This is a genomic window from Pseudoalteromonas sp. NH0006-46, assembly GCF_057547735.1.
The window spans coordinates 73,799-88,609 of the sequence record NZ_BAAJML010000012.1 but is presented as its reverse complement, the minus strand read 5'-3'; the positions used below and the strand labels follow the sequence as shown (position 1 = coordinate 88,609).

11 protein-coding genes are annotated in these 14,811 nt (G+C 39.2%); 3 read left to right on the top strand and 8 right to left on the bottom strand.

Features of this window, described 5'->3' with window-relative positions; genetic code table 11:
- The first annotated feature begins 335 nt into the window (after window positions 1-335).
- The gene (locus AC27I2_RS18080) at window positions 336-1,916 is read left to right on the top strand and encodes a BCCT family transporter (RefSeq protein WP_138530181.1); all 1,581 of its coding nucleotides are present in this window, start codon (window positions 336-338) and stop codon (window positions 1,914-1,916) included.
- Between the two features lie 55 nt (window positions 1,917-1,971).
- Here the strand turns inward: AC27I2_RS18080 and AC27I2_RS18075 are convergent, their stop codons facing one another.
- The 5 genes from AC27I2_RS18075 to trhO all read right to left on the bottom strand — a co-directional run bounded on the left by AC27I2_RS18075 (window position 1,972) and on the right by trhO (window position 9,939).
- Window positions 1,972-2,676, bottom strand: a complete 705-nt coding sequence (locus AC27I2_RS18075) for a 3'-5' exonuclease (protein WP_487205082.1) — start codon at window positions 2,674-2,676, stop codon at window positions 1,972-1,974.
- 3 nt (window positions 2,677-2,679) lie between these two features.
- Window positions 2,680-4,575 (bottom strand): DUF294 nucleotidyltransferase-like domain-containing protein, encoded by a 1,896-nt coding sequence (locus tag AC27I2_RS18070; RefSeq protein WP_487205081.1) that lies wholly within the window; start codon window positions 4,573-4,575, stop codon window positions 2,680-2,682.
- Window positions 4,576-4,663: 88 nt separating this feature from the next.
- On the bottom strand, window positions 4,664-7,744 hold the full coding sequence (locus AC27I2_RS18065) for an efflux RND transporter permease subunit (RefSeq protein ID WP_487205080.1): 3,081 nt from the start codon (window positions 7,742-7,744) through the stop codon (window positions 4,664-4,666).
- A 2-nt stretch (window positions 7,745-7,746) separates the two neighbouring features.
- Entirely contained in the window at window positions 7,747-8,760 is a 1,014-nt protein-coding gene (locus AC27I2_RS18060; protein ID WP_219423066.1) for an efflux RND transporter periplasmic adaptor subunit, read from the bottom strand.
- A 171-nt stretch (window positions 8,761-8,931) separates the two neighbouring features.
- Window positions 8,932-9,939, bottom strand: a complete 1,008-nt coding sequence (trhO, locus tag AC27I2_RS18055; RefSeq protein WP_058403958.1) for an oxygen-dependent tRNA uridine(34) hydroxylase TrhO — start codon at window positions 9,937-9,939, stop codon at window positions 8,932-8,934.
- Window positions 9,940-10,138: 199 nt separating this feature from the next.
- Here trhO and AC27I2_RS18050 point away from each other — a divergent pair, with 199 nt between their 5' ends.
- Together AC27I2_RS18050 and AC27I2_RS18045 are read left to right on the top strand one after the other, a co-directional pair.
- The gene (locus AC27I2_RS18050; RefSeq protein ID WP_487205079.1) at window positions 10,139-11,461 is read left to right on the top strand and encodes a DEAD/DEAH box helicase; all 1,323 of its coding nucleotides are present in this window, start codon (window positions 10,139-10,141) and stop codon (window positions 11,459-11,461) included.
- 2 nt (window positions 11,462-11,463) lie between these two features.
- Window positions 11,464-12,300: a CvfB family protein gene (locus AC27I2_RS18045; protein ID WP_138530170.1), complete on the top strand. Its 837-nt coding sequence runs from the start codon at window positions 11,464-11,466 to the stop codon at window positions 12,298-12,300.
- A gap of 37 nt (window positions 12,301-12,337) precedes the next feature.
- Here the strand turns inward: AC27I2_RS18045 and AC27I2_RS18040 are convergent, their stop codons facing one another.
- The 3 genes from AC27I2_RS18040 to lapB all read right to left on the bottom strand — a co-directional run bounded on the left by AC27I2_RS18040 (window position 12,338) and on the right by lapB (window position 14,810).
- Entirely contained in the window at window positions 12,338-12,712 is a 375-nt protein-coding gene (locus AC27I2_RS18040) for a hypothetical protein (protein ID WP_487205078.1), read from the bottom strand.
- Window positions 12,713-12,805: 93 nt separating this feature from the next.
- Entirely contained in the window at window positions 12,806-13,510 is a 705-nt protein-coding gene (gene pyrF / locus AC27I2_RS18035; RefSeq protein WP_487205077.1) for an orotidine-5'-phosphate decarboxylase, read from the bottom strand.
- Window positions 13,511-13,673: 163 nt separating this feature from the next.
- Window positions 13,674-14,810: a lipopolysaccharide assembly protein LapB gene (gene lapB, locus AC27I2_RS18030; RefSeq protein WP_487205076.1), complete on the bottom strand. Its 1,137-nt coding sequence runs from the start codon at window positions 14,808-14,810 to the stop codon at window positions 13,674-13,676.
- Window position 14,811: the final 1 nt, after the last annotated feature.

Here is a 14,811-nt window from a genome sequence, read left to right as displayed (position 1 = left end):
CCCCACCCCATTTATTACAGTTTACATCCCAACCTTAATAGACCACTTAGTTTATAAATAACTATTTGTTAAATTATAGTTTAAGTTCTAACCTTATAAATATTGCCTGCATATCATTAATTTCTAAAATCGCTATTTATATGGCTAACAATACCCAAAAAACACGATATTTTGACTATTTGTTACTTTAAACGTTTATGCAACCTCATATCATCTGTAAGATAGGAATATTATTAGTTAGTCTTCAAATTATTTTTCATTCTCTGTATATAGACTAATGTATTTAATGGGCGGCTGGATAAACCAGTTATTTATAATTAAAAAAGAGGTATTGCATGAAGGAAAATCATGACAAATATAGTATCGACAATACAGATTACACCGTGGGACAGGATAACGTTCAAAAGTGGGGGTTTGATATTCATAACCCTGTTTTTGGGATCAGTGCGGGCCTTATTATTTTATTTTTAGTTGCCTTACTTGTTACTGAGCCACAAACAGCTAAAACGGCACTAGATACAATTAAATTCGATATCATTAATAACTTCGATGCGCTATTTATGTGGGCTGCTAACTTTTTTGTCGTTTTCTGTTTAGCACTTATTGTATCTCCATATGGAAATATACGCTTAGGAGGAAGTGAAGCTAAACCATCTCATACACGTCTTTCATGGCTTGCCATGTTATTTGCAGCGGGTATGGGTATTGGCCTTATGTTTTGGGGTGTAGCTGAACCTGTTGCTTATTATACTGGTTGGTACGAAACACCGCTAAACGTTGCAGCAAACACGCCAGAAGCAGCAAAGCTAGCTATGGGAGCAACCATGTTTCACTGGGGGCTTCATCCGTGGGCAATCTATGCAGTGGTGAGTTTATCCCTTGCTTTTTTTGCTTACAATAAAGGGCTACCACTATCAATTCGTTCGATTTTTTACCCTATTTTAGGTGATAAGGCGTGGGGATGGCCGGGTCATATTATTGATATTTTGGCTGTTTTGGCGACTTTGTTTGGTCTAGCTACCTCTCTAGGATTGGGTGCCCAACAAGCCTCTGCAGGTATTAATCATGTCTTTGGTTTAGAAGGCGGTATTGGTTCGCAAATATTAGTGATTGTAGGGGTTACTTTATTAGCGGTTATCTCTGTTGTTCGCGGCATTGATGGCGGTGTAAAACTACTTAGTAATATAAACATGCTAATAGCGTTTGTATTGTTATTGTTTGTTTGCCTTGTGGGATTTGCTGTAGCTATGGGCAACATTCCAAATACCGTGATGGGCTATGTTGAAAACATTATTCCTTTAAGCAACCCACATGGCCGTGAAGACGAAACATGGATGCACGGTTGGACTGTATTTTACTGGGCATGGTGGATTTCGTGGTCACCTTTCGTTGGCATGTTTATAGCTCGTGTTTCACGTGGGCGCACTATTCGTGAATTTTTAATCGCTGTTTTACTAATCCCAACGTTAGTAACGGTATTGTGGATGTCTATTTACGGTGGTATTGCAATTGACCAAATTATAAATGGTGTAGGCGCGCTTGGGCTTAATGGCTTAACTGAGGTTCCTTTAGCAATGTTTCAGATGTTAGATGAGCTTCCGCTTGCAAATATATTATCGTTTATTGCGATTGTGCTTGTACTTGTATTTTTTATTACCTCTTCAGACTCTGGTTCGTTAGTCATCGACTCTATTACTGCTGGTGGTAAAATTGACGCCCCTGTTCCACAACGTATATTTTGGGCTACGGTTGAGGGCGCTATTGCCGCAGCATTGTTGTGGATTGGCGGAACACAGGCTATTGAGGCCTTACAAGCAGGTGCAGTTTCAACAGGCTTACCATTTACGTTTGTGCTTTTACTTATGTGTGTGAGCTTGTTGTTAGGTTTAAGAACTGAGCCTAGACCGACTAAATAATAAATTAATAATAATAAAACGCCGCATTTTTTGCGGCGTTTTTATTTGTATGTGTTCAGCTCCATATCTCACACAATGGGGTATCTTCAGTGTAATGATGGCGTAATTGAGCTTGCAATAGTTCAGCTGTTGCAAGCGCATCAGTTAGCGCATGATGCCCTTCATAAACTGGTAGTGAATAACGTTTGCGACAGTCATTTAGCCTCAACGACCCCAATTTATAGTTAAATAACTGCCCAATTAAGCCTTGTTTTGCCTTGAGCGCTCTGCGCTCAAGTTCCATGGTATCAACAACCATAAACTCAATATGCTCTCTTAATCGCAATACTAAGGCACTGTTTAAAAAGCCACGTTCGATTGCCGCATAGTGAACAACAATCACCTTAGCACGTAACGCATCAAGCAAAGGAGCAATAATGTTGTCAAAGTCGGGCGCGTTATCTACATCATTATGAGTAATACCGTGGATCACAATAGACGATTCACTTAGGTTTCGTCTTGGCTGAACAAGCCAGTGCTTGCTCTGTTTACAGTATATTCGCGTTAATGTAAAAGGAACTAATCCTACACTCACAATATCATCTGTTTGGCTATTTAGCCCTGTTGTTTCAAAATCTAATGCAACAAAAGAAATCTCTTTTACAGCGGCGTTAGCATTGCTAAATGCCGATAAATAAAACTCTTTTATTAAATTATTTTGCGCATCATCGGCAAGCTGTGCATAACGTATTTTCCAGTTTATTACTTCTTTAAAAAACATAGATTATTTCACACCTGAGTGTGCGCTATAACAAAATTTAAGGTAACTTTGCGCCTTATCTAAAATAGCAAAAGCATCTTTCAAATGTCGCTGTTCGAAAGGAGAAAGTAAATGAGGGTCAAGGTTATTATCGGGTGCTTCACCCTGTTCAATTTGCCATGCCTGATGGCGTATACGCGTCATTGAAATGTACTCTAACGCATCACGTAAATCTTGCGCTTTACCTTCAGGTAAAACATTGGCTTCTATAATATCTTCTAAGCGATCAAATGAATTTTGCTTACGAGATCCAATTGCAAGTGCATGAACACGCACTACATCACTTAATGGCGCAGTACCGCGTCGTTTTAAGTTCATAGACTTTTGATGCTGTCCGTTGTGCTCGAGAACAAACCCTTTAAAAAAACCAAGAGGAGGTGTTCTATTTCGTGCATTTGATGCCATGTTAGCTAAAAACACTCTGTTACTTGCACTTTGCTTTGCAATAAATGTTTTTAACTCATCAGCCCACTTTGTTTTACCCCACACACCGTCTAAATCAAAAAATATAGAGCTATTAAGCAAAGCCTGTGGTTTAGGCTCAGCAATCCATTGGGAAAATTGCTCAAACCATTGGTCTTGTGTTTTTCGCCACTTTTTAAAGGATGCCATAATTTCACCGTCGCAATAGCTATAGCCACATTGAGCTAATCCATAACAAACAAAGTCACTTAAGTTTTGAAAATATGTATTATGTTTTTCATCGTCATAACTATTATCTAATATAAGTGCATTATCTTGGTCGGTAACAATAAGTTGTTCATCCCTTGCCATAGAGCCTAATGCAATAAAGCAGTAAGGTACTGGCGGCGGGCCGAACTTTTCTTCTGCAAGTATTAGCAGTCGTTGTTTAAAGGTACGGCCAATGACAGCCATTGCAGTACCAACCATGTGAGAGTTAGCGTCTTCATTTACCATGCGCACAAATACACGGGGAAGTTGATTTGCATAGTGGGCTAAATCTTCCACAGACTGCTGTGCCAATATACCACGCACCAACAATAAGCTACTCTGCGATTCATAACGCAAAATATCTGATAAAGAAATAACACCTATCGGCCGTTTTTTTTGTACCACTGGAAGATGATGTAAGTTATCTCTGAGCATTGCCAACACAGCTTCAAATATATAGTCATTTTGATCAAGTAGCACTAAGTTAGTGGACATAATAAAGTGTGCAGGTGTGTTGAAAGCAAGCCCCTGCGCCACAACTTTAGTGCGTAAATCTTTATCTGTTATTATGCCAACAACTTGCCCGTCATCTTCTTGGGGGTCGTTATTTACGGGCTTATTAACGTCGGTAACTAGCACTGACGATACCGATTCATCAGTCATTAGCTGTGCAATATTTTTTACTGTTTCAGTTGCGTCAACTGTGACAACCTCTCTGTGAAGTAACGATTTAACTTTGGCAGTGGTTAAATCGTTTCCATCGGCTTGTTCTACAATTGCCTGATGCAAACGCACGTTACCATCCGTTTCAAAGTAATCTGCAAATACTTCATATTCATCACAATACTGCAAAAAAATGTCAACGTTTATACAATAAACTAAGGTGTCTTCGAGCGCTGTAGCCGGAAAACGCACCTTTCGATTCATTAGTAACCCCATTTGCCCAAATATTCCTGCGGTGGCTAAACGGTTATACAGCTCACCATCACGTCGGTACATTTCAACAGAGCCACTTCTTATTATGTATAAATCAGCTATGTCTTGGCCATATTGTAAAATATCGGTATTAGCCCTGAAGTAACTGACTTCAACTTGTTGGGCAAGTTCATCTAATGCTTTTTGAGGAAGATCATCAAAAGGAGGGTGTTGTGATAAAAATTGCGCTATTTCAATTTGCTCGCTTTGCATTATAGATCCCTACTAATATCCAGTAATGCAATTGTGGGCCTAATTAACCGTTTTTTAAAGAAAAAAGATTAATTAGGCTCATAAAGATTTACTCTGTATGTTCAAGCTCTTGAGCAAGCTGTTTAGTTTCATCCCCTCTTGGCTTAGTAAAACGCGCAAGCCCTAAATAGATGACTGGTGTTAAGTATAAAGTAAATAAAACAGCAAGCGACAGCCCACCAAATACAACCCAACCTATTGCATTACGCGCTTCGGCACCTGCCCCACTTGATAATATTAATGGTAGTGCACCAAGCAACGTAGAAACGAGTGTCATAGTGATTGGACGTAGCCTAACCAGCGCAGCCTCTTCAACGGCCTCACGCACAGATAAGCCTTGATCGCGAAGTTGGTCTGCAAATTCAACAAGTAAAATAGCATTTTTTGCAATCAGACCAATCAACATTACTAAGCCAATTTGCGAATAAATATTGAGAGACGTATTCGTTAAATACAGCGCTAAGATGGCAGAGGTAATACCAAATGGAACCGTTAGCATTACCACTATGGCACTGTTAACACTTTCGAATTGAGCAGCTAATACAAGCAATACAATTAAGAATGCTAAAACGTAAGTTAGAAGGACTTCGTTTGCAGTTTCTTCGAAGGTCAGCGCTTCGCCTTTAAACGCAAGAGTAATGCCCTGAGGCAAAGATTGCTGAGACAAATTACGAATTTGCTCGACTATATCTGCAATCGTCATCCCATTGGGTAATTCCATATCCAATTCAATAGCACGACGCTGAGCATGACGCTCAAGCTCTGCAGCAACGCCCTCTTCACTAATATTAGCTAAGCTACTAATTGGGACTAACCTTCCTTGTGAACTTGCCACATACAGGTTTGCTAAATCACTTGGATCTTGAATAACTTGGTTTTGCACTTGCAACATAATAGGTATTGATTGGTCGCCAATGTTTAAATCAGCAATATCATCACCATTTATGGCGGCACGAAGTGTAATTGAAATATCACTTAGCGATACACCCAACTCTTCGGCTCTTCGTCTATCAATATTTACACGTAATTGTGGTTGTGACGGCTGATAAGATACTCGCACAGGCGCTGTACCTGGGATTGCATTTTCAATTTGTTTTGCAAAGTCTTGCGCAGCAATAAAAATTTGTTGGTAGTCTTGGCCTAATAAAGCGATTTCTATTCCGCCACCTTGGCCTCTTAAATTTAAACTGTTTGAACCCGATGCACGTCCGGCTGCGCCTGGAATTTCACCTAACGGACCACGAATTTTATTAATGATTTCTTGCTGAGTAAATTGGCGGTCATCCCAATGCTTAAGAGGAACCGTTATAAACACAATATTAGGGTCCCATTGCCCAACAACGGTGTAAATAGATTCTATTTCACCACTTTCTACGAAAGGCAACAAAATATCTTCCATCTGCATTGCTTGCCTGTCCATAAAGTTCAAACCTACACCATCAGGTCCTCTGGCAAAAATTCGTATTTTGCCCCTGTCCTCTGTTGGTAAAAGTTCGTTATCGAGGTTTAGATACAATGCACCAGAACCAAAGGCTATTAATATGCACGCAATGAGAACTAACCAAGCACGGTTCAAAACACTTTTTATGGTTGTACTGTAAAGCTTAACGAGCTTATTGCCTACTTTAGCAAACGGGTGGTTGCTTTGTTTTTTCAGTTTTAATTTTGAAGTCAATGCAGGAACAAGTGATAATGCAACAAAACTTGAAATAATAACGGCGCCGGCAAGCACCCCGCCAAACTCTCTAAATAATCGTCCTGCAGTAGAAGGTAAAAAAGCAATAGGAATGAAAACCGCTGCCAATACCGCAGTTGTGGCAACAACCGCAAAAAATACTTCTCTCGTACCTATGACAGCGGCAGCGCGCCGACCAAGTCCTAAGCCTCTTTGACGTTGTATGTTTTCACTCACAACAATTGCATCATCGACTATTAAACCCGTGGCTAGCACAAGCGCTAATAAAGTGAGTATATTGATAGAAAAACCAAGGGTCCAAATAAGAGCAAGTGAACCTATAAGCGCAACAGGTATAGCAAAAGCAGGCACAAGTGTAGCGCGCCACGAACCTATGAATACCCATAATGTTATTACCACTAACAAAACGGTAAGCACTAAGGAGTTGATGACTTCATCAACTGAGCTTCTTATAAATTGCGCGTCATCTGAGGTTAGCGTAAATTCGAGCTCAGGGAATCGTTTGCGCATGTTTTCGAGCAACTGAAGAACTTCATCCGATATTTCAATTGTATTAGACTGTGCTTGGCGAATAACCTCCATACCAATTACGGGTTTGCCATCTAAACGAACCATAGAGCGTGGATCTGCAGGACCAAAATAGACCGATGCAATATCACCTACTCGTGTATCGCCGCTAACGATAATATCTGCAACTTCACTAGGTGTAATAGAAGTTGCATCGGCTCTAACAATTACTTGTTGGTCACTTGATTTAAGGCTACCTGCGGGCACATCAAAGGGCGCTTCTCGTAAAACGTCTGCTACATCAGGAATAGTAAGATTGAAACTGCTTAATTTAAGGGGATCTAAACGAACACGTAAAACGCGTTTACGGTCTCCGTTCAACCTTACATCGGCAACGCCTGGTATTGTTAGAAATTGAGGTGCTAAATCGGTTTCGACTCGCTCAGTAAGGGCTTCAAGAGCCAGACTACTACTTGACACAGTGAGGGATACAACCGCTTCTGCATCGTTATCGGCTTTGATAATGGCAACACGCTCCACCTCCTCTGGTAACTCTCGTTGCACACGAGCAACAGACTCTCTGGTTTCGTTAGCTACATTGTCTAAGTCAACGCCAGGGCGAAACTCAACAACAATACGAGCACTGCCCTCTTCACTTTGCGCACGTATTGATTTAACGCCACTCACTCGGGCTATCGCCCCTTCCAGTTTGCTGGTTACTTCTGTATCAACCGTTTCGGGTGACCCACCAGGAAATGATGCTGAGACTGTTATACGCGGTCTATCAACATCTGGTAACTCTCTAACTTCAATGCCAGCGATTGCAGCTAAACCTGCAATTATAATTAATAGATTTAAAACAACAATAAGCACAGGTCGGCGGATTGCCATTGAAGGGAGATCTTGCATCATAGGGGAATTTTTCATTATTATTCCTCTAAATTACTAACATTGGCGAACGTTAATGCTTGGTTTTCGCGTAGACGTTGCACGCCTTCAACAACCAATATATCGTTCTCATTTAAGTTACCTGAAACTAGCAATCGCCCAGCTAAGCGTTGCTCTATTTTTACATCAATACGCGTAGCTTTTTTATTTATACTTTTCCAAACGTAGGGACCTGTTGCTCCCCACATAAGTGCAGCTTCAGGCACAACCGCGTATGACTCCCCTTGCATTGTAATATTAATTCGAAAGCTCATACCTGGCATAAACTGATCATTTGTATTTTCCAGTTTGGCTTTAACACGTAAGGTACGGGTTTGTGGATTTATTCGCGAATCTAAATATGAAACTTGAGCATTAATGGCTTTTGCACTTTGCCATGGTGTTACTTCAACAATGCCTTTATTTTTTAGCATAGAGACAGCTGACTCAGGTGCGTTAAAGTTGATATACAAACTGCGGGTATCATCAATAGTCGCTATGGCTGTTTGCTCAGTAATGCGATCCCCTTTTTCAACATCAGTAAGCCCCATCACACCATCGAATGGCGCAAGTACTGTTCTATCTTCTAGGTCTGTTTTTGCATTGATAAGTGCAACCTCGGCAAGTGCATGCAGAGTTTTCGCATCATCTAAGTCACTTTTAGGGATTGCCCCTTTTTTGTGACTTTCGCTGAGTCTGTTAAGTGTACGCTGAGTGTCTGCTAGGGTTATTTCTGCTTGTTGAAGGGCTGCTTTTTGCCTACGAGAGTCTAGTTCAACTAAAACATCTCCTTCTTTAACAAAGTTACCCGGTTTAAAGTGAACTGCTGTAACTCTATCACCGACAGCAGGGAATAATATAACGGAATGAATTGCTTCTGCATTTCCTACAGCTTTCACCTCTTCTTTTGTACGTTCCGTTGTTACTTTTTGTACCATTACATTTGCACTTGATGCTGCGGTGCTAAAAATGAATAATAACAAGTAGATATTTAATAGAAGTATGCGCAATTTCAAAGAACCACCTAATAGACAATTTTGTTAACCACTATACGCAGTGTAACAAAACTGTGATCAAAACTAGCCCGTGTTAACGCTGAATGCTCAACTATATAAGATGAATAACAAAATGAAGGCAAAAAAAAGAGCCGTGAAGCTCTTTTTTATTTAATAACTATTACCGATGAATTACTTTGCGCGTTGCGCATCTTTTTGTGCTTTTTTAGCTTCTTTGCGTTGTTGAAGAACAGTTTGTGCTTCATTACCTATATGCCCTTCACCACGAGCTTGAGCAAGTTCAATTTGTTTTTGGCGCTCTGCAAAGCGCGCGCGCTGCTCATCAGTGACGTTATCAATACAATGATGGCATGAAACACCTTCTAGATACTCAGGCTTTTGTTTTTCTTGTTCAGTAATAGGCATACGACACGCATGACACTGATCGTACGATCCCTTTTGTAGGTCATGGTTTACAGCAACGCGATTATCAAAAACAAAGCATTCGCCTTCCCACATGGTTTCTTCTTTTGGCACCTCTTCCAAATACTTAAGTATTCCGCCTTCAAGGTGATAAACTTCATCAAAGCCTTGTTCTTTCATATAGGCCGTTGATTTTTCACAGCGAATGCCACCTGTACAAAACATAGCTACTTTTTTATGTTTTTCTGGATCAAGATTTTCTTTTGCCCACTGCGGAAATTCACGAAAAGTGGTTGTATTGGGATCAACGGCATTTTGAAATGTACCAATTTCAATTTCGTAATCATTACGCGTATCAATTAAAACAACCTCTGGGTCAGAAATTAATGCATTCCAGTCTTGAGGTTTAACATAGCTCCCCACGACTTTAAGGGGATCAATTCCCTCTACGCCCATTGTTACAATTTCTTTTTTTAGTTTTACTTTTGTGCGGTAAAACGGGCATTCGTCGTCATAAGATTCTTTAGTGACAATATTTTTTAAATTTGGCTGCTCATCTAGCCATGCAAGGAGGTTATCAATGCCTTCTCTTTTTGCAGAAACAGTGCCATTTATCCCTTCTGCAGCTAAAAGTAATGTGCCTCGAACTTCGTTTGCTTCCATAACCTCTAATAAAGGTTTACGTAATGCCTCAAACTCTGGCAGACCTACAAATTTGTATAATGCGCACACTACAAAGTGTTCGCTGGTAAGATCGTCTTTATGAACAGCTGTCATTTTATTTCCTATTTTGCCTTAATAAGCCAATATTGGCGTTTACCGAATCGTAAATCCGGCGCATATGGGGCGCGTATTTTACGCTTTTTTAGATTAATTGCAAAAAATAGCAGCATACATTGCTTTTTGCTGTCGGGATAAGCCATGTGTACGCTATAATGCAGCAATTAATTTAAGTTGCACATTGGAGAACATTACATTGCACTTTACTGATCTTGGGATTGATACTCGCCTTGAAACACAATTAGCACATCAAGGGATCACCCAGCCCACAGACATTCAAGCACATGCAGTGCCTACCGCACTTGCAGGGCATGACATTTTTGCTCAGTCGAAGACTGGGTCGGGCAAAACCTTGGCGTTTTTATTACCAGCAGTTCAACGGGTTATGAAACAAAAAGCACTCAGTAAACGCGATCCACGTGTACTTATTGTTGCCCCTACACGCGAACTAGCCACGCAAGTTTTTACTCAACTACGTTTATTAATAGCAGGCACTGCTATTAAGGCAGTTAAAGTATTAGGTGGTGAGAACTTTAACGACCAAATTAAAGCATTAAGAAACGACCCACAGTTTGTAGTTGCAACACCGGGTCGTCTGGCTGATCATGTGACTAAACGCTCTTTACAGTTAAGTGGGTTAGAGCTGCTGATTTTTGATGAAGCAGACCGCATATTAGATCTGGGTTTTACCGAACAATTAAAACTAATTAATGACGAAGCAAATCACCGCCTTCGACAAACATTATTATTTTCAGCGACGCTTGACCATGCACAAGTAGATGCGCTTTCGCGTAATTTATTAAAAAAACCAAAACAAATTACGCTTAGCGCTGCAAACGAGCAACACAGCGATATAACGCAAACACTCTACCTAGCCGACCACCTAGATCACAAAGAAGCGTTATTAGCACACTTTTTAAAGCAAGACGAAGTTGGCCAATGCATAATATTTACTGCCACCCGGGCAGATACAAGTCGTTTGAGCGAAGAGCTAAACAACAAAGGATTTAAATCAGTTGCACTTGCGGGTGATTTAACACAAAGCAAACGCTTAGACATTATGGACTCGTTTAGCAGAGGAAACTTTAAAATATTAATTACCACTGATGTTGCATCCCGTGGCTTAGATTTACTAAGCGTAACCCATGTGATTAACTTCGATTTACCAAAGCATGCTGAAGAATATGTACACCGAATAGGTAGAACTGGACGTGCTGGCTTTAAAGGTACTGCTATTTCGTTAGTCGGCCCTAAAGATTGGGCTAGTTATTTATCAATTAAATCTTTTTTAAATGATGAACTTAAGTTTGCAAGTATTGACGGACTTAAAGCTAAATTTAAAGGCATAAAAGAGAAAAAACCTGCTTCAACGCTTAAAGCTAAAAAAGTAACGCATGATAAAAAGCCACAAATAAAACGTAAAGCAAAACCCAAAAAACCAGTAGCACCCATTAAAGCCCCTATGAATATCGATGGCGATTCACCAATGCGCCGTAAGAAAAAGCCTGAGCAGGAATAATTATGAGTTACCTTGGAACAACACAAACACTATTTGTAAAAGAAGTAAGTAATGAAGGCGCTTACTTGGACGGTCATGATTTAGGTGAAGTTTTTTTACCAAAAAACGAAATCAAAGATGAACTTGAAGCCGGTGATAGCATTAGCGTGTTTATATATTTAGATAATGCTAATTTGCCAACTGCAACGGTTAGAAAGCCACATGCTCAGGTAGGTGAGTACGCCCTTTTACGTGTCAAAGAAATAAATAGTATCGGTGCTTTTTTGGACTGGGGATTAGAAAAAGATGTACTAGCCCCATTTAATGAACAAAAGCCACGCATGCAAGAGGGACATTCTTATTTAGTTCGATTGTACCTTGATAATGCCAGCCAACGCATTTGTGCTTCAACTAACTTTAATCGCTTTTTATCGAAAGATGAACCTGAATACACCAATCTTCAAGAGGTTGATTTAATTGTTGCTGGCAAAACAGATATTGGCTACAAAGTGCTTATTGAAGAATCTCACTTTGGTGTTGTGTTTTACAACATGGTGTTTAAAAACTTATTTGTAGGGCAAAAACTTAAGGGCTTTATTAAAAAAGTTAGAGAAGACGGAAAAATTGACGTTGTGCTAGAAAAACCAGGCATGGGCAAGGTAAGTGAGCTTGGCGATAAAATAATGGAAAAGCTTAAAAACGAAGGCGGAATACTCGCTATTGGCGATAAATCTGATCCTGAGCTTATCAAAAAAGTTTTCTCTACGAGTAAAGCAAATTATAAAAAGGCAATTGGTGGTTTGTTTAAGCAAGAGCTTATTGAAATTGAAGCAAAATCAATTCGCTTGAAATCGAAATAATTAAACAACACTCATTCTATATTTATATAATGAGTGTTTAACCTAAAATATACTTATAAGGCAATGTGCATTGCGTATATTGCCTTGAATAATCAAGTACTTCCCTTTCTGATTCTAAGTTCAATGGTGCTAACCTGAACACCTTTTTTTCACACTCTAATTTTTTTTCGTCATGGTTTGTTAAACAAGCACTAACACTTATATCCTGGGCATTCAATGTGTCGGAATTTCTGTAACAAAGGTGATGTGCGTAGTCTTTCATTGTTTTTTTAAAATCAAACATATTTACAGGATACGCTGAAATAACATCTGTTACTGTTGTAACTCCATCATATGCTTTACTCGAAAACACATATTTATTAAAAGAGAAGCCTGCGATGATAATGACCAATGAACCAATTAATAGCTTCAAAATAAAACCCCTCACAACATTTTGATATTATAAATGTAACACAAATTACACATAACGTAAGGGGTTTAGTACTTATTTGCTGTTTTTTGTAAACTATTTTATAGAGTCATTAACATCTTGCAGTACTTTTACTGGATTTGATGCTTTAGTAATCGGCCTGCCTACTACTAAGTAATCACTACCTGCTTCAATTGCTTTTTTTGGAGTCATTATTCTTTTCTGGTCGCCTGCATCACTACCTTCAGGACGAATACCGGGTGTAACTAATTTAAAATGCTCACCAAGCTCAGCCTTTAAAACACTCGCTTCTTGCGCGGAACAAACAACACCATCAAGGCCTGCTTCCTTGGCTAGTTTTGCAAGGTATATTACCTGCTCCTGAGGTGATTTATTTATACCTAATCGCTCTAATTCTGACTCATCCATACTTGTTAATACAGTAACAGCAATAAGAATTGGGGCTTTATCACCAAACGGTTCTAAAGCCACTTTTGCTTTAGTCATCATTTCGAAACCACCCGATGCATGAACATTTACCATCCACACCCCCATTTTTGCAGCCGCTGTGACTGCCTTTGCGACTGTATTAGGAATATCATGAAACTTTAAATCTAAAAAAACATCAAAACCAAGTTCAATTAATTCTTTTACAAATTCAGGACCAAAGTATGTAAACATTTCTTTGCCTACTTTTAAACGACAAGTATCGGGCGAAAGCTGTTTTACAAATGCTAACGCTGTTTCTTGATCGTCGTAGTCTAAAGCGATAAGTACTTTTTTTGAATTTTCGAAAGACATAGTTATCCTAATGTATAGCAGTAAAGAGTTTTTGTATATTTTACTTAGTTAGCTTAGCGAACTTACACAAAGTTAATAAGGAGGTTTAATTAGTCTATTGGCGCTAGTTAAACTTCTAGTCGAATTTGTAAGGGCTCTACAATAATTAAGTATTTAGGGGTTATTAAAATCCGTCTAAACCTCTACTTGGGACAATGGTTTCCCAATGTTTACAAGAAGGGCAATTCCAATAGATTGTATAACTTGTGAAGCCACAATGCTGGCATTGAAAGTCTGGCTTAGTCGCTATATATGACGTAACAAGTTTATCAATTTCATTGAGCACTTCTTTTGTATTTTTATTTTGATCACCCATAAGTTGCAGTAAAAAGCTAAAACCTCTGATTGTAGGTTGCCTTTTTAAACTATCAGTTAAAAAATCAAGAGCTTGCTTAGTGTGACCTTGTTCTAGGAGCGCTTGGCAATGTTTTATTTTTATTAGAACACCACCTTTGTCTAGTAAATCGCTTACTAGTTCATGAAATTGATGTGTTAAGTTAAGTTGTTTATAACTATGCGCTAGTTCATCAATAAATAACGGCGCAAACAACGTAAACTGACAGATTAGTTCACGCCAGTAGTAAATAGCTTTAACGTAATCCTCTTTGGAAAAAGCGATGACACCTAGCTCGTACAAGGGCCTAACTGCTTTATAATTTAAACTAATCGCTTTACGCATAATTTGAGGATTATTATCACTAAGCGCAGCTTCACAATAAAAATTCGCTATGGCTTTAAATTGCTGCTCTTTAGAAAGTAGCTCGCTATGAGATTCAAACATATTAATGCCTTTATCCCATTCACGAGTTTGCGAATACAAAGTAATAATAGGATCGAGAGCCTCTACGTGCCCTGCTTTGACTAGCCAAACTAAATGCTCTTCTGCGCCATCTAATAAGCCAGCCATAATATAATCTTCAGCGAGTTCTAAACGACTCGTTGCAGCTTGCTGCTCACTTAAGCTAGGATGTTTTAGGAGGAGTTCATGTATTTTTATTGCACGATCTAATTCGCCTCGACGACGAAACATTGTTGCAAGAGTGGAATAGTGTTCAACCGAATCAGCGGCAACTTCAAGTAGGTTTATTAAATGTTCTAAGCCTTGATCTTCTTCACGGTCTAATAAAAATTTTAAACCTTTACTGTATTCAGACGTAATTTGTCTATTCAGTTGATGGGCATGATTCTTAGCGCTGTTTTTTCCCATAACCCAGCCATAACCGGCTGCGACAGGTAGTAATAAAAACAAAAGCTCAATCATA

Excerpts from the sequence above, each read along its gene's own strand:
- AC27I2_RS18080 (WP_138530181.1), top strand. The coding sequence starts at position 336 with ATGAAGGAAAATCATGACAAATATAGTATCGACAATACAGATTACACC.
- AC27I2_RS18075 (WP_487205082.1), bottom strand. The coding sequence starts at position 2,676 with ATGTTTTTTAAAGAAGTAATAAACTGGAAAATACGTTATGCACAGCTT.
- AC27I2_RS18070 (WP_487205081.1), bottom strand. The coding sequence starts at position 4,575 with ATGCAAAGCGAGCAAATTGAAATAGCGCAATTTTTATCACAACACCCT.
- AC27I2_RS18065 (WP_487205080.1), bottom strand. The coding sequence starts at position 7,744 with ATGAAAAATTCCCCTATGATGCAAGATCTCCCTTCAATGGCAATCCGC.
- trhO (WP_058403958.1), bottom strand. The coding sequence starts at position 9,939 with ATGACAGCTGTTCATAAAGACGATCTTACCAGCGAACACTTTGTAGTG.
- AC27I2_RS18045 (WP_138530170.1), top strand. The coding sequence starts at position 11,464 with ATGAGTTACCTTGGAACAACACAAACACTATTTGTAAAAGAAGTAAGT.
- pyrF (WP_487205077.1), bottom strand. The coding sequence starts at position 13,510 with ATGTCTTTCGAAAATTCAAAAAAAGTACTTATCGCTTTAGACTACGAC.
- lapB (WP_487205076.1), bottom strand. The coding sequence starts at position 14,810 with ATGATTGAGCTTTTGTTTTTATTACTACCTGTCGCAGCCGGTTATGGC.